The organism is Serratia sp. D1N4 (assembly GCF_054552755.1).
The window spans coordinates 3826889-3847260 of the sequence record NZ_CM137274.1 but is presented as its reverse complement, the minus strand read 5'-3'; the positions used below and the strand labels follow the sequence as shown (position 1 = coordinate 3847260).

At 54.3% G+C, this 20372-nt stretch carries 20 protein-coding genes; 1 reads left to right on the top strand and 19 read right to left on the bottom strand.

Annotation, left to right across the window (positions count from 1 at the left end):
* Nucleotides 1-82 precede the first annotated feature (82 nt).
* The 13 genes from lipA to leuS all read right to left on the bottom strand — a co-directional run bounded on the left by lipA (nucleotide 83) and on the right by leuS (nucleotide 13491).
* On the bottom strand, nucleotides 83-1048 hold the full coding sequence (lipA, locus tag ACX1CU_RS17240; protein ID WP_459399476.1) for a lipoyl synthase: 966 nt from the start codon (nucleotides 1046-1048) through the stop codon (nucleotides 83-85).
* The gene (gene lipB / locus ACX1CU_RS17235; RefSeq protein WP_459399475.1) at nucleotides 1041-1709 is read right to left on the bottom strand and encodes a lipoyl(octanoyl) transferase LipB; all 669 of its coding nucleotides are present in this window, start codon (nucleotides 1707-1709) and stop codon (nucleotides 1041-1043) included. Before lipB ends, lipA begins: the two co-directional genes overlap by 8 nt.
* A gap of 109 nt (nucleotides 1710-1818) precedes the next feature.
* Nucleotides 1819-2085, bottom strand: a complete 267-nt coding sequence (gene ybeD, locus ACX1CU_RS17230) for a DUF493 family protein YbeD (RefSeq protein WP_142010880.1) — start codon at nucleotides 2083-2085, stop codon at nucleotides 1819-1821.
* A gap of 104 nt (nucleotides 2086-2189) precedes the next feature.
* Nucleotides 2190-3401 carry a D-alanyl-D-alanine carboxypeptidase DacA gene (dacA, locus tag ACX1CU_RS17225; protein WP_459399474.1) on the bottom strand — a complete coding sequence of 404 codons (1212 nt, stop codon included), beginning with the start codon at nucleotides 3399-3401 and terminating at the stop codon, nucleotides 2190-2192.
* A gap of 170 nt (nucleotides 3402-3571) precedes the next feature.
* Nucleotides 3572-4642 carry an endolytic peptidoglycan transglycosylase RlpA gene (gene rlpA / locus ACX1CU_RS17220; RefSeq protein ID WP_459399473.1) on the bottom strand — a complete coding sequence of 357 codons (1071 nt, stop codon included), beginning with the start codon at nucleotides 4640-4642 and terminating at the stop codon, nucleotides 3572-3574.
* Nucleotides 4643-4652: 10 nt separating this feature from the next.
* Nucleotides 4653-5765, bottom strand: coding sequence for a peptidoglycan glycosyltransferase MrdB (gene mrdB, locus ACX1CU_RS17215; RefSeq protein WP_459399472.1), 1113 nt, complete (start codon nucleotides 5763-5765; stop codon nucleotides 4653-4655).
* Nucleotides 5766-5773: 8 nt separating this feature from the next.
* On the bottom strand, nucleotides 5774-7669 hold the full coding sequence (gene mrdA, locus ACX1CU_RS17210; RefSeq protein WP_459399471.1) for a peptidoglycan DD-transpeptidase MrdA: 1896 nt from the start codon (nucleotides 7667-7669) through the stop codon (nucleotides 5774-5776).
* A 38-nt stretch (nucleotides 7670-7707) separates the two neighbouring features.
* Nucleotides 7708-8178 (bottom strand): 23S rRNA (pseudouridine(1915)-N(3))-methyltransferase RlmH, encoded by a 471-nt coding sequence (gene rlmH, locus ACX1CU_RS17205; RefSeq protein ID WP_459399470.1) that lies wholly within the window; start codon nucleotides 8176-8178, stop codon nucleotides 7708-7710.
* Between the two features lie 3 nt (nucleotides 8179-8181).
* Nucleotides 8182-8499, bottom strand: coding sequence for a ribosome silencing factor (gene rsfS / locus ACX1CU_RS17200; RefSeq protein WP_459399469.1), 318 nt, complete (start codon nucleotides 8497-8499; stop codon nucleotides 8182-8184).
* Nucleotides 8500-8650: 151 nt separating this feature from the next.
* Entirely contained in the window at nucleotides 8651-9313 is a 663-nt protein-coding gene (gene nadD, locus ACX1CU_RS17195) for a nicotinate-nucleotide adenylyltransferase (protein WP_459399468.1), read from the bottom strand.
* Nucleotides 9303-10337, bottom strand: coding sequence for a DNA polymerase III subunit delta (gene holA / locus ACX1CU_RS17190; RefSeq protein WP_459399467.1), 1035 nt, complete (start codon nucleotides 10335-10337; stop codon nucleotides 9303-9305). Before holA ends, nadD begins: the two co-directional genes overlap by 11 nt.
* Nucleotides 10334-10894 carry an LPS assembly lipoprotein LptE gene (lptE, locus tag ACX1CU_RS17185; protein ID WP_459399466.1) on the bottom strand — a complete coding sequence of 187 codons (561 nt, stop codon included), beginning with the start codon at nucleotides 10892-10894 and terminating at the stop codon, nucleotides 10334-10336. The genes holA and lptE overlap by 4 nt, the downstream gene beginning before the upstream one ends.
* Nucleotides 10895-10908: 14 nt before the next feature.
* Complete coding sequence (gene leuS / locus ACX1CU_RS17180) at nucleotides 10909-13491, bottom strand: leucine--tRNA ligase (protein WP_459399465.1); 2583 nt, start codon at nucleotides 13489-13491, stop codon at nucleotides 10909-10911.
* Between the two features lie 251 nt (nucleotides 13492-13742).
* On the opposite strand from leuS, the gene ACX1CU_RS17175 reads away from it, so the two are divergent.
* A complete protein-coding gene (locus ACX1CU_RS17175) occupies nucleotides 13743-14225 on the top strand; it encodes a zinc ribbon-containing protein (RefSeq protein WP_459399464.1) in 483 nt (160 codons plus the stop codon).
* A gap of 46 nt (nucleotides 14226-14271) precedes the next feature.
* On the opposite strand, the gene ACX1CU_RS17170 is transcribed toward ACX1CU_RS17175, so the two are convergent.
* The 6 genes from ACX1CU_RS17170 to corC form a co-directional block, all read right to left on the bottom strand.
* Nucleotides 14272-14997 (bottom strand): amino acid ABC transporter ATP-binding protein, encoded by a 726-nt coding sequence (locus tag ACX1CU_RS17170; protein ID WP_459399463.1) that lies wholly within the window; start codon nucleotides 14995-14997, stop codon nucleotides 14272-14274.
* Nucleotides 14997-15671 (bottom strand): glutamate/aspartate ABC transporter permease GltK, encoded by a 675-nt coding sequence (gene gltK, locus ACX1CU_RS17165; RefSeq protein WP_459399462.1) that lies wholly within the window; start codon nucleotides 15669-15671, stop codon nucleotides 14997-14999. The genes ACX1CU_RS17170 and gltK overlap by 1 nt, the downstream gene beginning before the upstream one ends.
* A complete protein-coding gene (locus ACX1CU_RS17160; protein WP_459399461.1) occupies nucleotides 15671-16411 on the bottom strand; it encodes an amino acid ABC transporter permease in 741 nt (246 codons plus the stop codon). Before ACX1CU_RS17160 ends, gltK begins: the two co-directional genes overlap by 1 nt.
* A 285-nt stretch (nucleotides 16412-16696) precedes the next feature.
* Complete coding sequence (locus tag ACX1CU_RS17155) at nucleotides 16697-17593, bottom strand: glutamate/aspartate ABC transporter substrate-binding protein (protein ID WP_459399460.1); 897 nt, start codon at nucleotides 17591-17593, stop codon at nucleotides 16697-16699.
* A 355-nt stretch (nucleotides 17594-17948) separates the two neighbouring features.
* Complete coding sequence (gene lnt, locus ACX1CU_RS17150; protein ID WP_459399459.1) at nucleotides 17949-19478, bottom strand: apolipoprotein N-acyltransferase; 1530 nt, start codon at nucleotides 19476-19478, stop codon at nucleotides 17949-17951.
* A 7-nt stretch (nucleotides 19479-19485) separates the two neighbouring features.
* Nucleotides 19486-20364, bottom strand: a complete 879-nt coding sequence (gene corC / locus ACX1CU_RS17145) for a CNNM family magnesium/cobalt transport protein CorC (protein WP_459399458.1) — start codon at nucleotides 20362-20364, stop codon at nucleotides 19486-19488.
* Nucleotides 20365-20372: the final 8 nt, after the last annotated feature.

Here is a 20372-nt window from a genome sequence, read left to right as displayed (position 1 = left end):
GACGCCATAAAAAACGGATGCCGTGAGGACATCCGTTTTTTGGCGTTTTCATTCGCCGAAGCGTAACAAAAAATTACCGGGCTTATTTCACTTCCACCCCTTTCGCCTGTAGGTCGGCATGATAGGAAGAGCGCACAAACGGGCCGCAGGCGGCATGGGTAAAGCCCATCGCCATCGCTTCTTCTTTCATCTCGTCAAACTCTGCTGGGCTGACATAGCGCTGCACCGGCAGGTGATGGCGGCTAGGTTGCAGATACTGGCCCAGAGTCAGCATGGTGACGCCATGGCGGCGCAGATCGCGCATGACTTCTACGATTTCCGCATTGGTTTCCCCCAGGCCGACCATCAGGCCTGACTTGGTTGGGATATCCGGATGAGCTTCTTTAAAACGCTCCAGCAACTTCAGTGACCACTCATAGTTAGCACCTGGGCGCACCTGGCGATAAATACGCGGCACGTTTTCCAGATTGTGGTTGAACACGTCCGGTGGGGTCGCGGTCAGGATTTCCAGCGCGCGATCCATACGGCCACGGAAATCGGGCACCAGCGTTTCAATCTTGATATTGGGGCTTTTGGCACGAATCGCAGCGATACAATCGGCAAAGTGCTGTGCACCGCCATCGCGCAAGTCGTCGCGGTCAACCGAAGTAATAACCACATAACGCAGCGCCATATCGGCGATGGTTTGCGCCAGTTTTTCCGGCTCATTGGCATCCGGCGCGACCGGGCGGCCATGGGCGACGTCGCAGAACGGGCAGCGGCGGGTGCAGATGGCACCCAGGATCATGAAGGTTGCTGTACCATGATTGAAGCATTCAGACAGGTTCGGACACGAGGCCTCTTCGCACACCGAATGCAGGCCATTTTTGCGCATCGCGGCTTTGATGCCCTGAATGCGCGTAGAGTCAGCAGGGAGTTTGATCTTCAGCCACTCGGGTTTGCGTAACAGCTCCTGCCGTTCGGTGACCACCGTTTTTACCGGGATCAACGCCATTTTGTCTGCATCGCGGTATTTGACGCCGCGTTCCATCTGAATTGGTTTACTCATAATCGTGCAGGTTCCAGTTACGAAGCTCGACCGTCTGGTAGCCGAGTAAATGAACAAATTCCTGTACCAGGATTGGATGAACGTCTTCGATGCTAACGCCAGGCACCAGCGCGCTGACTTGTGTCATCTGCATTCCGGCATAACCACAGGGGTTGATGCGCTGAAATGGGGCCAGATCCATGGCGACGTTCAGGGCCAGGCCATGAAATGAACTGCCTTTGCGGATACGCAAACCCAGTGAACAAATCTTTTGCTCCCCCACATAAACGCCGGGCGCATCTGGGCGTGCGCGCGATGTTATTTCGAAATGGGCGAGGGTATTGATAACCGTGTCTTCCAAGGCGGTGACCAGCTGGCGCACGCCAACTTTGTTGCGTTTCAGATCCACCATCACGTACAGCACCTGCTGGCCGGGGCCATGGTAGGTTACCTGGCCGCCGCGATCGCTCTGCACCACCGGGATATCGCCTGGCATCAGAACGTGTTCCGCTTTGCCTGCCTGCCCTTGGGTAAACACCGGCTGATGCTGCACCAGCCACAGCTCATCGGGCGTGGATTCGGTGCGACAATCGGTGAAGTTGTGCATGGCTTGGGATACAGGCTCATAGGGCTGCAACCCCAGTTGACGCAAAATGATCTTATTATGTTGCAAACGAGTCATCGTCAGGTTACAGAAGTGAGAAAGTCATTATACCGAGCGCTCTGGCTCACGACCAGCACTTATCCCTCAGGATCCTGGCACAACCCGAACAGGCTGTGCCAGTATGAAATTACAGCACCATGCGGACAATCTCAATGTTGCCCAACTCTTCGTATAACGTTTCCACCTGATCGATATGGGTGGCGGTAATGGTGATGGAAACGGAGTGGTAATTGCCTTTGCTGCTCGGTTTAACCTGTGGGTTATAGTCCCCAGGAGCATGGCGCTGCACCACTTCAACCACCTGGTCTACCAACTCGGGTTGTGCCAGGCCCATTACTTTGTAGGTAAAGGTGCAAGGGAATTCGAGCAGTTCGTTCAGTTTAGTTTTTTGCATGTGAATGCGCTCCGTGGGTAAAGCTTGTCTATAAAGTATAACTCCCGCCGGAGCGGGAGTGATTGTTAAGTAAGATATGGGGCCAAAATTCCCCGTTTCAAGCTTTAGCCGAACCAGTGGTGGAACATCAGCCTGATGTAATCCACCAGACGGCTGAATATGCCGCCTTCTTTCACTTCGTTCAGCACCACCAGCGGGCGTTGATCGATGGTCTTGCCATCCAACTGGAAATTAATGCTGCCGACAACCTGGTTTTTGGCCAGCGGCGCGTGGATTTCTGGCGTGTTCAGCACATAGCTGGCTTTCAGGTCTTTCATCCGGCCGCGCGGGATGGTCAGGAAAACGTCTTTATCCACGCCCAACTCGACGCGATCGGCATCGCCAAACCAGACGGGTTCGGAGGCAAACTCTTTACCGGCTTTGAGCGGCGAGACGGTTTCGAAGAAGCGGAAGCCCCAGGTCAGCAACTTTTTACTTTCGGTTTCACGGCCTTTGAAGGTACGGCCACCCAACACGGCGGAGATCAGCCGCATCTGGCCTTCGGTGGCGGAAGCCACCAGATTGTAGCCTGCGGCTTCGGTATGACCGGTTTTGATGCCGTCAACGTTCAGGCTGGTATCCCACAGCAGACCGTTACGGTTCATCTGGCGGATGTTGTTGAAAGTGAACTCTTTTTCTTTATAGATGGCGTATTCGTCTGGTACGTCACGGATCAGTGCCTGGCCGATCAGCGCCATATCACGCGCAGAGCTGAACTGGCCTTCAGCATCCAGGCCGTGCACGGTCTGGAAGTGGGTATTTTGCAGACCAAGCTGTTTGACGTAGGTATTCATCAGGTTAACAAACGCATCCTGGCTGCCGGCCACGTAATCAGCCATGGCGACACAGGCGTCGTTGCCTGATTGCAGGTTGATACCGCGCGTCAGTTTGGATACTGGTACCCGATCGCCGGGTTTAAGGAACATCAGCGAGGAGCCTTTAAACACCGGGTTGCCGGTTGCCCAAGCATCTTGACCGACGGTGACCATATCATCCTGGCCAATCTTGCCGGACTTCAGCGCCTGGCCGATGACATAGCTGGTCATCATTTTGGTCAGGCTGGCGGGGTCACGACGGGCGTCGGCGTTAGATTCTGCCAATACTTTACCGGAGTTGTAATCAATCAGGATGTACGCTTGCGCATCAATTTGCGGGACACCTGGGATCATGGTTTTGATATTAACATCGTCTGCATGGGCAACTGACGCTGCGCTTATCGCGATGACGGTGCCGAGTGTTATGCTCTTGATTAAGCGAAAAGAAGTTACATGTTTCATGATCGGAACGACAACATCCGTGAGATTAAGTTAAAAAACGAGCCACACTATAACAGATGGGATCCCGGCAGGCATTAAGCATTCACCCGGCTGATAGTGGTTTAGCTGCAAGAAAATGTTTCAGCTAAAAAACGGGCTATCAGCCGTGTTGGCCTAGCGGGCTTCACGTTTTAGGGTGCAGCAGTGATGAAAGATTGCTGTTGCGCTTCGCTGGTCAGTCGCTGCTGTAGCTGCGCTGCCTGCTGACGGTTATTGAACGGGCCTAACTGCACGCGGTAGATGCTACCATTGGCAGAGACTTTACCGGGAACGCTAAACTGTTGACTCAGTTGCTGCTGCCAGCTTTGTGCGCGCTCGGCGTTGCTCAAGGCACCGACCTGAACCACGAAGTTGCCGCCTTCAATGGCCGTGTTTGCCACCACTGGAGCGACAACAGCAGGAGCGATGATGGCCGGTGGCGGTTCTGAGCCTTCCAGCACTCCAGCCGGCAAGGCGCTTGGCGCACCTAGGAACCCACCTCTACGCACAGGCTCACCGTTGCTGTCATCAACGTTCAGGCTGCTGTTGTCAATCGGGCGTACGGCGGCATCATTGGCGGCAGGGGTTTGCTGCTGTATTGGTGTTCCCATGCTGCTAGAACCGAGATCCGGGCGTTGCGGCAGGGCGTAACTCTGTTTGGCGACCACGGTGCCAATGGTGCCGGGGCCGCTCAGTGAACCATCAGGGGCAACGCTGATAAAGTCTACTTTCACCTTGGTGTTGCTCGTCAGGTTAAGGCGATCGGCAACCGCTTTTGACAGATCGATAATCCGACCTTGCGTATAAGGGCCGCGATCGTTGACGCGTACCACCAACTGGCGGCCATTGGCCAGGTTGGTAACGCGCACATAGCTTGGGATCGGCAGAGTCGGGTGTGCGGCGGTCAGAGCATTGGGATCGAATCGTTCACCAATGGCGGTGGTATTGCCGTTGGCTTCTTCGCCATACCAGGCCGCCAGGCCGGTCTGTGAGAAGTTTTGTGGATCTTTCACGATGCGATAAGTATCGCCATTAACCTTATAGTCCTGCAACGTACCAGGGTTATAGGGTTCATAGTGAGGTTCCACACCGCCGATTTCGGTCACTGGCCCGCTGTAGGGTTGCTGCTGTGGCGGAGCCTGTGTTTCTTCCTGCGTGGTGGTACAGGCTGAAAGTAATACCGCAACAGCAACTGCACCGACCCAAAGCCATTCCTTACGCATTACTCACCTCTTATAGATTTTTAGACAGCATTTTCCGGTGCGTGTGGATCGACATGACGATACCGAACCCGGCCATGAGGACGATCAGCGCCGACCCCCCATAGCTGACCAGAGGCAAAGGTACGCCAACTACCGGTAAAATGCCACTGACCATGCCAATGTTAACAAACACATAAACGAACAGTATCAGCATCAAGCCACCGACCATGACGCGGCCAAAGGTGGTCTGCGCCCGCGCGGCGATCATCAACCCGCGGATGATCACCAGCAAATACAGTACCAGCAACACCAGAACGCCGATCAGGCCAAGCTCTTCTGCCAGCACCGCGAAGATGAAGTCGGTATGGCGTTCGGGCAGGAATTCCAGCTGTGACTGCGTGCCGTGTAACCAGCCTTTACCGGACAGACCACCGGAGCCGATGGCGATTTTTGACTGAATAATGTGGTAACCGGCCCCCAAAGGGTCACTTTCCGGATCGAGCAGCATCATCACGCGGTCCCGCTGATAGTCATGCATCAGGAAGAACCACAGCACCGGAATAAAGGCCGCCACTAGTACGGCGGCAAACGCAATCAGCTTCCAACTCATGCCAGACAGGAACAGCACAAACAGCCCGGAAGCGGCGATCAGAATCGAGGTGCCGAGATCGGGCTGTGCGGCTACCAACAGGGTAGGTAGGAAGATCAGTACCAGCGCGATGCCGGTATTTTTCAGCGAAGGCGGGCACACGTCACGGTTCATAAAGCGGGCCACCATCAGCGGCACGGCGATTTTAGCGATTTCCGACGGTTGGAAACGGACAAAGCCCAGATCCAGCCAGCGCTGTGCCCCTTTACTGATCTGGCCGAAGGCATCCACCAGAATCAGCAGGATGACACAGAAAATATACAGGTAGGGTGCCCAGCTCTCATACACCCGTGGTGGGATCTGCGCCATGACGCCCATGACGATCAGACCCATCAGGATCTGGCCGATCTTGCGTTCCATCATACCGACATCCTGGCCGCTGGCGCTCCACATCACAACGGCGCTGTAGACCAGCAATGCCAGAATAAATAACAGGAAAGTGGGGTCGATGTGGATTTTGGTCCAGATGGAGCCCTTTTGTTGGCTTTCAGTCATGTTCTACCTTAATCACCTTCTATACCTGGCGGCAGTGGGGCTGCATCCGGTAATTGCGTATTGTTGTCGCCCAACAGGATGTGGTCGAGGATCTGGCGGGTGATGGTACCTACCGCCGGGCCTGAACCGCCGTTCTCCAGAATGATGGCGACTGAGACCGTCGGGTTGTCGTACGGTGCGAAGGCGGTCATCAATTTATGGTCGCGCAGATGCTCTGCGAGTTTGTGGGCGTTATAGGTTTCATAGCCGAATACCTGCGCGGTACCCGACTTAGCCGCGGCTTTATAAGGGGTTCCCTCAAAGTACTTGCGGGCCGTACCGTTTGGCCGGTTGGCAACGCCGTACATACCGTCTTTGGCTATTTCCCAGAAGCCAGAATGAATATCACCAATCTGCTTATGCTCTTCCTGTTGATACGGCACCAGAACCCCGTTGATTCTGGTGCTTTGCTGCAGGTGAGGTATTTTGACATTACCGTCGTTGATCAGCGTATTCAGTGCCTTGGACATCTGAATCGGCGTAGCGGTCCAGTAGCCCTGGCCGATACCCACCGGAATGGTGTCCCCTTGATACCAAGGTTTCTTGTAGCGTTTGAACTTCCAGTCGCGCGTCGGCATCAGCCCGGAGCGCTCTTCAGAAAGATCGATACCGGTGTAGTCACCATAGCCGAATTTGCTCAGCCAACTCGACAGACGATCAATCCCCATATCATAGGCAACCTGATAGAAGAAAGTATCCGCAGACTCTTCCAATGCTTTGGTGACGTTGAGGCGGCCATGGCCCCATTTTTTCCAGTCGCGGAAGCGTTTTTCTGAACCTGGCAGTTGCCACCAGCCGGGATCGAACACGATGGTATTGCGGGTGATCACCCCGGCGCTGAGGGCCGATACGGCAATATAGGGTTTCACCGTTGACGCAGGTGGATAAACCCCTTGCGTGGCGCGGTTGATCAGCGGGCGGTTCGGATCGTTGAGCAGCCCTTGATAATCTTTGTTGGAAATACCGTCAACGAACAGGTTCGGATCGTAGCTGGGGTTGGAAACCATCGCCAGAATGCCACCGGTCCGTGGGTCGCTGACCACGACCGCTGCACGGCTGCCCACCAGCAGTTGTTCGATGTAACGTTGCAGGTTGAGATCGAGGGTCAGATAAACGTCTTTACCGGCGGAGGGCGGTTGCTCATGCAACTGGCGGATCACGCGGCCACGGTTGTTGACCTCAACCTCTTCATAGCCGGTTTTGCCGTGCAGGGTATCTTCGTAAAAACGTTCGATACCCAACTTGCCAATATCGTGCGTGGCGGCATAGTTGGCCAGCTTGCCATCTTTATCGAGGCGTTCGACGTCGCGATCGTTAATCTTCGACACATAGCCGATCACGTGGGTGAGGGCAGAACCATAGGGATAATAGCGGCGCTGATAGCCTTTCACTTCCACGCCGGGGAAGCGGAACTGGTTGACGGCAAAACGGGCGACCTGAACTTCGGTCAGCGCGGTTTTGACCGGGATCGAAACAAAACGACGTGAGCGTTTGCGCTCTTTCTCAAAGTTGGCGATGTCTTCATCGGTAAGATCAACGATCGGGCGTAACGCCTGTAGCGTGGCGTTGAGATCGTCAACTTTTTCTGGCATCAGCTCTAACTGGTAAATGGTGCGATTCAGCGCCAGCGGCGTGCCGTTACGATCGTAAATAATGCCGCGGCTGGGTGGGATCGGTACCAGCTTGATGCGGTTTTCATTGGAACGGGTACGGTAATCCTCAAAGCGAACGATTTGCAGATTATACAGATTGGCAATCAGGATGCCTGTCAGCACCAGAATAACCAAAAGCGCCACCAGGGCGCGGCGTACAAACAGGGCAGATTCTGCCGTATAGTCGCGAAAAGGGTTACGATCTATTTTCATCCCGTTACTTTATTTCACTCTGTTACTGTCACCACCGGCTATTCCCGATGGTAAGGATGATTTGTGGTAATACTCCAGGCGCGGTAGAGACTTTCGGCTACCAAAACACGCACTAAAGGATGCGGTAACGTCAATGGCGAGAGCGACCAGCTCTGTTCTGCCGCCGTTTTACACGCCGGAGCCAGCCCTTCCGGGCCACCGATCAGCAGGCTGACGTTGCGGCCATCCTGCTTCCAGCGTTCGAGCTGTTGCGCCAACTGAGGTGTCTCCCACGGTGTTCCTGGGATATCCAATGTGACAATGCGGTTGCCTTTGCCGACCGCTGCCAGCATCTGCTCGCCTTCTTTTTCCAGAATGCGTTTGATATCCGCATTCTTGCCGCGCTTGCCCGCCGGGATTTCGGTCAGCTCAAACGGCATGTCTTTCGGAAAGCGATGCAGGTAATCCATAAAGCCGGTCTGCACCCAGTCAGGCATTTTGGTGCCGACTGCAATCAATTGCAGTTTCACCGCTTAACTCCAGAGCTTTTCCAGTTCGTACAATTGACGGCTTTCTTCCTGCATCACGTGCACAATCACTTCGCCCAGATCAACCACCACCCAGTCAGAAACTGCCTGGCCTTTCATGCCATACAGTTCCATGCCGATGGCCCGGGCTTCATCTATCACGTGCTCGGCAATCGACATTACGTGACGGGTTGAGGTACCGGTGCAGATAATCATGCAATCGGTGATGCTGGATTTGCCCTGTACATCCAGAGCGATAATATCTTGGCCTTTCATGTCATCAATTTTATCGATGACGAAATCTTGGAGCGCTTTACCTTGCAAAGGTTCCCCCTCGGGTATGTTCTGTTTATCGGACCACGGTGTGGCCTGAATTATGATGGTATCGGTAGGATCCTACTCTGTGACTTCTGGTCATCGCCCGGTCAACCAAGGTTTTCAGCGGATACCTGAAAAAGAGCGGCGCAGTATAGCACTATCTGTATAAACCCTGTAACTCGATATAGCGTTGCACGGCGCGCGGTAACAAATCATCACAACTGATGCCCTGATGGCGGCGCTGGCGTATTTCGGTGGCCGATATTTCCAGCAACGGGGTATCGGCCAGATAGACATAACCCTGCGGCTGCTGGCTGAGCTGGCGGGCATCGGTAACCTGATGCTGTTCCAGCCAGTGCTGCAACTCTGGCGTATCCATCCGGTTGTTATAGCCGGGGCGTGCCAGTACCAGCAGATGACAGACCTCCATCAGCGCCTGCCAGCGATGCCATTTGTGCAGCGTCAACAGTGAATCCTGGCCAATGATAAACGCCAGAGGCAGTGCGGTGCCACGTTCTTTACGAATCGTTTCCAACGTCTCAATGGTGTAGGAGGGAGTGGTGCGATGCAGTTCACGATCGTCCACTGTAAACAACGGATTGCCGATGATCGCCAACTCAACCATTTTCAACCGTTGTTGTGGGTTAGCTTCCGGCTGCGGACGGTGAGGGGGCACATGATTTGGCAACAGGGTTACCTGATTCAGGCTAACTTCTTGAGCCAGAGCTTCAACCGGGCGCAGATGGCCGTAGTGAATCGGGTCAAAGGTGCCGCCAAAAAAGGCATGCAGCGTATTGGCATGTTCCGGTTTACTGACCATCTGAGAGACTCGTGATAAGAGGTTTACCGCAAATCAGCATCGATAGGGATTCCAGCTCCGACCAGACAGACTGACCGTAATCCTGCTTAAGGGTAATTTCAATCTGTGCCAGCAGGTGTACGGCCTGCTGCAATTGCTGGCCTGACAGGCGTTGCAGTGCCTGGGTAATCAGGCTGCGGCGATTCTGCCAGACTTTGAACTGGTCGAACAGCGTGCGCAGCGGGGTGTTTGCCATACGGCGCTGTAGGGTAAGCAACATCAGCAGTTCGCGTTGCAGGGTACGTAACAGAATCACCGGTTCGACATCTTCTTGCTGCAATTGTTGCAGTATATGCCAGGCGCGCTTGCTCTTGCCTGCCAGCAGGGCATCCAGCCAGTGAAAGGGGCTGAAATGTGCGGCGTCGTTAACCGCCTGCTCAACGCGCGGCAGAGGCAACTTGCCATCTGGATACAGCAAGGAGAGGCGTTCCAGCGCCTGCGACAGTGCCAGCAGGTTGCCTTCATAGCAATAACACAGCAGTTGATTGGCGGCGTCATCCAGCTCTAACTGCATGGATTTTGCACGCTGTGCCACCCAACGTGGCAGTTGCGCCTGCTCAGGGGTTTGGCAACTGATCAACGCGCCGTTCGAGCTGAGCGCTTTAAACCAGGCGCTGTTTTCCTGCGCTTTGGTCAGCCGAGGGCCACGCAGCACCAGCAGAATATCGTCATGCAGCAAACCCGCCAGCTTGACCAATTGCTCGCCAATCGGCGCGGTTGGGCCATTTTCCGGGAAAATCAGCAGCAGGGTTTGTCGGCTGGCAAACAGGCTCATTGCCTGGCAGATGCTGAAAATGGCATCCCAGTCGGTATGAACATCGAGGGAAATACTGTAATGCTCGGTGAACTGCTGTTGCTGTGCCGCTTGGCGGATCAAATCCTGGCTTTCTTGCAGCAGCAGCGGATCGTTACCGCTCAATAAATAACAAGCGCGCAACCCCTCACGGAGCTGCGCGGCAAGTTGTTCAGGATAGAGACGAATCATTGTGCTGATTGGCTGGCCGCTTTTTCATCGGCGGCAGCGGCTTTCTGTTGAATCCCTATTTCCGCGGCATGCACTGTCATCAACTTACGTACAAGCTGCTGCGCGGCCTGCTGGCGCATTTCCCGCAGAATGATCTCCTGCTCGGCGTCTTTGGCCAGTGCCGTCAATGGGTTATCAAAGAACGCACGAAACACGGTGACGTTCAACGGATAGATATCACGACCCGGGATCAAGACCTGGGCCTGAACGGTCATCACCATCTGGTTTTCTGCCGTTTTACCATCCTGAAAGATCGAAACGGTATCCTGGCTCTGGGTCGACGTGACGATACGCAGAGACGGCACATCTTTGCGAGTGGTATCACTCACAATGGTGACGCCGTTGATACGCAACTGAGAGCGCACAGCACGCGTCAGCGGGCCAAAGGGATCGTAGCTGTCCAGCATCAGCTGGTGCATTTCCGTGGGGACCTGCGTGGTACCACGCAGGTGAAAACCGCAGCCAGCGGTGACTAGCACCGCCAACCCCAGCAACAACGTCAGAATGCGATGTCGCACAATGCCTCCTTGTGTTAACCCACAACCAGGTTAAGCAATTTGCCTGGAACGTAGATCACTTTACGTATCGTGACCCCTTCCAGATATTTGGCCACCAGATGTTCTTCAGCGGCGCGCTCACGCACTTGCTCTTCGGTTGCATCGGCAGCCACGGTGATTTTAGCGCGGACTTTACCGTTGACCTGTACCACCACCAGCTTGGAGTCTTCCACCATGGCAGCCTCATCGGCCACTGGCCAGGCAGCGGTATCCACATCACCTTCGCCGTTCAGCGCCTGCCACAGGGTGAAACAGATGTGCGGAGTGAATGGATACAGCATGCGAACCACTGCCAGCAAGGCTTCTTGCAGCAGCGCACGATCCTGTTCGGTTTCCTGCGGCGCGCGGCCCAGCTTGTTCATCAGTTCCATCACGGCGGCAATCGCGGTGTTGAAAGTCTGACGGCGGCCGATATCGTCGGTCACTTTGGCGATGGTTTTGTGTACGTCGCGGCGCAATGCTTTCTGATCTTCATTCAGCGCAGCCACGTCCAGCGGCTGAACGGCACCTTTTTCAACGTGATCGTAAGCCAGTTTCCAGACGCGTTTCAGGAAGCGGTTTGCCCCTTCAACCCCGGATTCCTGCCATTCCAGCGTCATTTCTGCCGGTGAGGCAAACATCATGAACAGGCGAACGGTATCCGCGCCGTATTTTTCCACCATCAACTGCGGATCGATGCCGTTGTTCTTCGACTTCGACATTTTGCTCATGCCCGCATAGACCAACTCGTGGCCTTCTGGGTCGGTGGCTTTGGTGATGCGGCCTTTCTCGTCGCGCTCAACGATGGCATCCGCTGGGGAAACCCAGATACGTTCGCCGTTGCTGCCGCTGTAATAGAACGCATCGGCCAGCACCATGCCTTGGCACAGCAGGCGTTTAGCGGGTTCATCTGAATCCACCAAGCCAGCGTCACGCATCAGTTTGTGGAAGAAGCGGAAGTACATCAGGTGCATGATCGCGTGTTCGATACCGCCGATATACTGATCGACCGGCAGCCAGTAGTTGGCGGCCGCCGGATCCAGCATCCCTTCGTCATACTGCGGGCAGGTGTAACGCGCGTAGTACCAGGACGACTCCATAAAGGTATCGAAGGTGTCGGTTTCGCGCAGCGCTGGCTGGCCGTTAACGGTGGTTTTCGCCCACTCAGGATCGGCTTTGATCGGGCTGGTAATGCCATCCATGACCACATCTTCCGGCAGGATCACCGGCAGTTGATCTTCTGGCGTTGGCATCACGGTGCCGTCTTCCAAGGTCACCATTGGGATCGGTGCGCCCCAGTAGCGCTGGCGGGAAACCCCCCAGTCGCGCAGGCGATAGTTGACTTTGCGCTGGCCAACGCCGAGGGCAACCAGTTTATCCGCGATGGCATTGAAGCCCGCTTCGTGCTCCAGGCCGTCGAATTCGCCAGAGTTAAACAGCACGCCTTTCTCGGTCATCGCTTCGACATGAATATCTGGCTGGCTGCCATCCAGATTCAAGATTACCGGCTTGATCTGCAGGTCATACTTGGTGGCGAATTCCCAGTCACGCTGATCGTGTGCGGGTACTGCCATTACGGCACCGGTGCCATATTCCATCAGCACGAAGTTGGCCACCCAAATCGGCAGCTTCTCGTCGTTCAGCGGGTGAATGGCAAACAGGCCGGTAGCCATGCCTTTTTTCTCCATGGTGGCCATTTCAGCTTCGGCAACCTTGGTATTACGGCATTCGTCGATAAATTCAACCAGCGCCGGGTTATTCTCTGCACCCAACTGTGCCAGCGGGTGACCGGCTGCCACGGCCACATAGGTGGCACCCATAAAGGTATCCGGGCGGGTGGTGTAAACGGTGACCTGCTCGTCGCTGTTGGCCACGCTGAAGGTGATCTCTACGCCTTCGGAACGGCCAATCCAGTTGCGCTGCATGGTTTTCACCTGCTCTGGCCAGCTTTCAAGCGTATCCAGATCGTTCAGCAACTGATCGGCGTAAGCGGTGATTTTGATGAACCACTGTGGGATCTCTTTGCGCTCAACTTTGGTATCGCAGCGCCAGCAGCAGCCGTCAATCACCTGTTCGTTGGCCAGCACGGTCAGATCGTGCGGGCACCAGTTCACCGCAGAGGTCTTCTTGTAAACCAGGCCTTTTTCGTAAAGCTTGGTGAAGAACCATTGTTCCCAGCGGTAGTAGTCTGGTTTACAGGTGGCGATCTCGCGATCCCAGTCATAACCGAAGCCCAGCAGTTTCAGCTGGTTCTTCATATATTCGATGTTGTCGTAGGTCCATGGAGCCGGTGCGGTGTTGTTTTTCACCGCCGCGCCTTCTGCCGGCAAACCGAACGCATCCCAACCGATTGGCTGCAGAACGTTTTTGCCCAACATACGTTGGTAGCGGGAGATCACGTCGCCTATGGTGTAGTTACGAACATGGCCCATGTGTAGGCGACCCGAAGGGTATGGCAACATGGAAAGGCAGTAATACTTTTCCTTGCTCGTATCTTCGGTAACCTTGAAAGTTTGCTTCTCTTGCCAGTGAAGCTGTACGTTCGATTCTATCTCTTCGGGGCGGTATTGCTCTTGCATGGCGGCCGGTGGTCCTGTAGGTGTGTAACAGCTACATCCGTAGCATTCTGTTGAGTACTGAGATCCGCATAGCATAGCTGATAAGACCTCCCGGCAACAACACCAAGCGCCCCGCACGGCGTATTTAAAAAAAACATCGCTACGATGTGATCTACAACCGGTCAATCTGTCACCTTATCAAGTTTCATCAGTGTTTTAAGGCTAAAATAAAGGAAGAAAGCCCTGTCACAGTGGTTCATCGAGGAGAGACTATGAACAAGGTTGCTCAGTATTACCGCGAATTAGTGGCATCTCTGACGGAACGTTTGAAGAACGGGGAGCGTGATATCGACGAATTGGTTGCCAGCGCCGAGAAACGTCTGAACGAGGTAGGTGAATTGACGCGTACGGAGGTGGAACAGGTTACTCAAGCCGTGCGCCGAGATTTAGAAGAGTTTGCCCGCAGCTATAAAGAGAACCAGGATGATCTCACCGACAGCGTATTTATGCGGGTGATTAAAGAAAGTCTCTGGCAGGAACTGGCGGATATCACCGATAAAACCCAGTTGGAATGGCGTGAGGTTTTCAAGGATGTCAGCCATCACGGCGTGTATCACAGTGGTGAAGTGGTGGGGCTGGGCAATCTGGTGTGTGAGCAATGTCACCACCATCTGGCATTTTACACGCCGGAAGTGCTGCCGCTGTGTCCGAAGTGTGGGCACGATCAGTTCCAGCGTCGGCCGTTTGAGCCTTAAGAGACATTAAGTAGAGAGCGCCCCATAGCGGGGCGCATTATGCGTTTTAATGAAGAATTTTGGCCAGGAAGTCTTTGGCGCGATCGGACTGTGGATTGTTGAAGAAATCATCTTTATTACGATCTTCAACGATTTTCCCTTCATCCATAAAGATCACCCGGTGAGCCACCTTACGGGCAAAGCCCATTTCGTGCGTCACCACCATCATGGTCATCCCTTCTTGCGCCAGCTTCACCATCACGTCCAGTACTTCGTTGATCATTTCCGGGTCGAGCGCGGAAGTGGGCTCATCGAACAGCATGGCGATCGGATCCATACAGAGCGCACGGGCAATCGCCACGCGCTGCTGCTGGCCGCCGGATAACTGCCCAGGGAACTTGTTGGCATGTGCGGAAAGGCCCACGCGCTCAAGCAATTTCAGCGCTTTCTCGCGTGAGGCTTCTTTATCGCGCTTAAGCACTTTGATCTGCGCCAACGTCAGATTTTCAATGATCGACAAATGGGGGAACAGCTCAAAGTGCTGGAACACCATGCCGACTTTGGAACGCAGCTGTGCCAGATTGGTACTTTTGTCGTTGACCGGCGTGCCGTTAACCAGGATATCGCCTTTCTGAATCGGCTCCAGCCCGTTGACCGTTTTAATCAGGGTAGACTTGCCTGAGCCTGAAGGACCGCAGACTACCACCACTTCGCCTTTTTTGACTTCAGTGGTGCAATCGGTCAGAACCTGAAAGTGACCGTACCACTTAGAAACATTTTTCAGGGATATCATCAAACAGTCCTTTTCTTCAAATAGCTTACCAGCGCCGACGCGGCGATACTGATAACAAAATAGACAAGACCCGCAAACAGGATCATTTCAACCTGCGTGCCGTCGCGCTCGCCAATGGTCGATGCGGTACGGAAGAAGTCAGCCAGGCTCAGCACGTAAACCAGCGAGGTATCCTGGAACAGAACGATCCCCTGGGTCAACAGCAGTGGCACCATGGCGCGGAACGCCTGCGGCAGGATCACCAGCCGCATTGACTGCCAGTTTGTCATCCCCAGCGCCAAGGCCGCTGAAGACTGGCCGCGAGACACGCTCTCAATACCGGCGCGGATAATTTCCGAGTAATAAGCAGCTTCAAACAGGGAAAAGGCTACCATAGCCGAGATCAGGCGAATATCGGTTTTCGGTGACAGGCCTAGAACCTGTTGTAATAAGCTTGGCACCACCAGATAGAACCACAGCAGTACCATAACCAGCGGAACGGAGCGGAACAGGTTGACGTACAGTGCCGCAAACCAGCTGATCGGCTTGATCGGCGACAGGCGCATCACCGCCAGAACGGTGCCCCAGAGGATACCGAAGACGATGGCGATCACGGTGATTTTCAGCGTGATCATCAAGCCTTGCAGCAGATACGGGAAGCTCGGGACAATGGATCCCCAATCAAATTCGTACATTATTTGCTCCCCATATTGCCAGGTAACTGCACTTTCTTCTCGACGACACGCATAAACAACATAATGACGGCGTTGATACCGATATACGCGAGAGTGATGGCAGTAAAGGATTCATAGGCATGCGCGGAGTAATCGAGCAGTTTACCGGCCTGAGCAGCCATATCCACCAATCCGATGGTGGAAGCGATGGCGGAGTTTTTCACCAGGTTGAGCATTTCCGAGGTCATCGGCGGCACAATCACCCGGTAGGCATTCGGCAACAGCACGTAACGATAGGTTTGTGGCAGCGTCAGGCCCATTGCCAGCCCAGCGGCACGCTGACCGCGCGGCAGGGATTGGATCCCGGCGCGTACCTGCTCACACACTCGGGCGGCGGTGAACAATCCAAGGCACAGCATGGAAGAGACGAAGAACTGAATGTTGGGATCCAACTGGGTTTTAAACCACATGCCAAGATCGGCTGGCAGCAGTTCCGGCATGACCAGATACCAGGTGAAAAACTGTACGATCAGCGGCACGTTACGGAACAGCTCGACGTAGCAAGTTCCCAGGGTTGAGAGAAAACGGTTTGGCACGGTTCGCAAAATACCGAACAGTGAACCGACAAAGAAAGCGATAACCCATGCACAGACGGAGAGGGCTACCGTGACCTGAAAGCCGGACCAAATCCAGCCAAGGTAAGTGGTATTCCCAAACGGGGCCTGCTGCAGGAAGATACCCCAGTTCCAATCTATTGACATAACAAACTCCGTTAAGCAGGTGCAGAGCACCTTAAAGCTTGATGACTATTCAGTAGGGGCCCTGAGTGAAGGGAGAATGCGGGAGGGGAACGGCCTCCCGCAGTCTTGTCTGCCCATTGTCAGCCATCAACAAAGCCGGTTGCTCCGGCCTTATACCCGTCATACTTCAAGTTGCATGTGCGTTGGCTTTTCTCACTCACCCCAGTCACTTACTTAAGTAAGCTCCTGGGGATTCGCTGCGTCGCCGCCTTCCTGCAACTCGAATTATTTAGGGTAAATCTTTTATTAGTTCAGTGCTTTGTCGTTAGGCTCTTTGAACAGTTGCTTCATGTCGTCAGACAGTTCGAAGTTCATGTTGAGATTTTTTGGTGGGATCGGTTGTTTGAACCAGACATCAAAGCGTTTGGCGGCTTCACCCGAGGTCTGTGCCTGAGCGATGGTGTCGTCGACCAGTTTTTTGAATTCTGCATCGTCTTTACGCATCATGCAGCCATAGGCTTCTTTGGATTGTGGAGTGCCCACGATTTCCCACTGATCGGGTTTTTTGGCCTTCGCACGTTCACCCGCCAGCAGAGCATCATCCATCATAAAGGCCACTGCGCGGCTGCTTTCCAGAGTACGGAAAGAGTCACCATGGTCTTTGGCGCTGATGATGCGCATTTTCATCTGGTCTTTGTCGTTCAGTTTGTTGAGCAGCACTTCAGAAGTGGTGCCCGAGGTCACGACGACCGGTTTACCCGCCAGATCTTTGAACTCTTTGATATCGGAACCTTTCTTCACCAGCAGGCGGGTGCCTACGACGAAGATGGTATTGGAGAACGCGGCCTGCTGCTGACGCTCAAGGTTGTTGGTGGTGGAGCCACATTCAAAGTCGAAGGTGCCATTTTGCAGCAGTGGAATACGGTTTTGCGAGGTGATCGGCAGCATTTTCACCTGTAGGTTCGGGGCATCCAATTTTTTCTTAACTGCATCAATAATCAGGTTTGAGTAATCCTGGGAGTAGCCCACAACTTTCTGCTGGTTATCGTAGTAGGAGAACGGAACTGAGGATTCACGGTGGCCAACAACAATCACACCGTTGTCTTTGATTTTCTTCAGCGTACCGGTCAGTTCTTCCGCATGGGCTACGCTACAAGACATACCGATCAGCAGTAACGATAACGCCACTTTGCGCATTTGCATGGTCCAACTCCTCTGATGTTGTGATTGCCCGAGCTCAAGGAGCAACGGGTGAAAACGGCTACTAACGACTTGTGTTATAGAGACTCTTAGACGGATTACCGATAGAAAATAGCCGATTGTGAACAGTATGAAACTAAGTTGTTTCATTTTTTGCGACATCACGCGCACCAAATGGATGCAATAAACCGCCTGTGCACTGTGAAGGTGCATATTATGCTCTGGCGTTGTGCATCAAGTGCCGCACGATATCGGTAAAAGTAAATCAACAACCTATACGGAATAATTAAAGCAAGGAGCGTGCCAGAAAAGGGAGGAACAGCGGTGAGGCAGGGCGCATTAGCGCCCTGAAAAGTCATTACTTACGACGTAACCCAGCGATCAGTGCCATGCCACCCAGTAGCACGGTGATGATCCAAACCGGCGCGGAGCCGAAGCGGGCATACGGCGTGACGCCAGTGGTTGGGGTCACTTCCACTGCCAGCACTTTGCGGGTGAACTGCGGGATCGACGCCTGCACTTCGCCCAGCGGGCCAACCACTGCGGTAATACCATTATTGGTGCTGCGCAGCAGAGGACGGCCCAATTCCAGTGCACGCATGCGCGCCATCTGGAAATGCTGCCACGGGCCAATAGAGTGGCCGAACCAGGCATCGTTAGAGACGGTTAGCAGGAAGTTGGTATCTGGCCGGAAGTTGTCACGCACCTGTTGGCCAAGCACGATTTCATAGCAGATGGCCGCCGTCAGGTTGAAGCCGCGTACGCTCAACTGCGGCTGTACGTAATCGCCACGGCTGAAAGAGGACATCGGCAAATCGAACAAGGGTGCAAGCGGGCGTAGCAGCATTTCTAATGGCACGAATTCGCCGAACGGCACCAGGTGATGCTTGTTGTAGCGATTGGCCGCCGGGTAGTTGTACAGGGTTTCTTCACCCAAGACGATCACGCTGTTGAAGAACTGCGTGCCTTGCGGGGTGGCGCGTGCATCAACGATCCCGGTAATCAGGCTGCTGTTTTTGGCGCGCATCAGGTCATCCATCATGGTGAGAAAACCGTTCTGGTTGCTCTCCACGTCTGGAATAGCAGATTCCGGCCAGATGATGATTGGCGCTTTGCCCATAAATGGACGGCTTTCATCCAGATAGGTTTGCAGCGTACTGACCAGCACCTTGGGATCCCACTTCATCGATTGTGCGATGTTGCCCTGCACCATGGCGATGTTCACCGCTTTTTCCGGCAGTGGAGTGAACCAGTGCAACTGGCGCAGCGGCCAAGGCAGCAACAGCATGGCGATGGCAATCACCGCCGGAGCGATACGGCGTTGAGCCACGGCAAACACCAGCAGGCCGCTGAGAGACATCAGAATAAAAGTGATGGCATCCACGCCCAACAGTGGCGCAATACCTTTCAGCGGGCCGTCGAGCTGGCTATAGCCAAACTGCAGCCAAGGGAAGCCGGTGAGCACCCAACCACGCAGGAACTCCGTCAGTTGCCACAGGGCCGGTGCGGCAATCGCCAGCCGCCACCAGGTGGTGCGTGGCCAGATGCGCGTCAGCAACCCGGCAAACAGCCCGGTATACAGCGAAAGATAGGCCGCCAGCAGCGCAACCAGGAAAATATTGATGGCAAACGGCATACCGCCGAAATCGGCAATGCTGACGTAAACCCAGTTCACCCCGCTGCCAAATAACCCTAATCCCCAGCAGAAGCCGAGCAGTGCGGATTGGCGGGTGGTGCGGTTGAGGGTAACGGCCAGCAGGCCAAACAGCGAGACAATGGCAGCGGGCCAAAAATCGTAAGGGGAGAATGCCAGCGTGCCACAAGCACCTGACAATAGCGCCAGCAGGGCGCGAACCCGCTGGCGTTCAATTAAATAGGCTTTAGCCATGTGTGATTTATTCTTCCAGTTTCGGTTGCGGAGAATCGTCCGGAATTTTGACATGAACTTGGATGATGCGTCGACTGTCGGCCATCGCCACTTTAAACAGGTAACCTTCAATTTCAATGGTTTCCCCGCGCGCAGGCAGGTGGCCGAACGCTTGCATCACTAAGCCGCCGATGGTGTCGACTTCGTCATCGCTGAAGTGGGTGCCGAAAACCTCATTGAAGTCTTCGATCGGTGCCAGCGCACGCACAGTGAACATGTGGCGGCTGAGCTGGCGCACATCCAGATCGTCTTCATCGTCATATTCGTCTTCAATTTCGCCGACAATCAGTTCCAGGATATCTTCAATGGTCACCAGGCCGGATACGCCGCCGAATTCATCAATGACGATCGCCATATGATAACGCTGGGAGCGGAACTCCTTCAGCATCCGGTCAACCCGCTTGCTTTCTGGCACCACCACGGCGGGGCGCAGCACTTTGTCGATGCTGAATGGCTCGGAATCGGCGCGCATAAACGGCAGCAGATCCTTGGCCATCAAAATGCCTTCAATGTGATCTTTATCTTCACTGATCACCGGGAAGCGCGAGTGGGCGGATTCGATAATCACATCCAGGCACTCTTCCAGCCGTTGGTTGCGCTTGAGCGTCACCATCTGGGAGCGCGGGATCATGATATCGCGCACGCGCTGCTCGGCGATATCCATCACGCCTTCCAGCATGTCGCGGGTATCGGGATCGATCAGATCGTTTTGTTCGGAATCACGGATCAGCTCGACCAGATCGCCACGGTTCTTAGGTTCACCGTGGAATAGCTGGTTAAGGATAAGAGTAAAAAACCCCTTTTTGGGACTGGGGCTGTCATTGCTTTGTGAATGGTCGTCGCTCATGGCGTTTA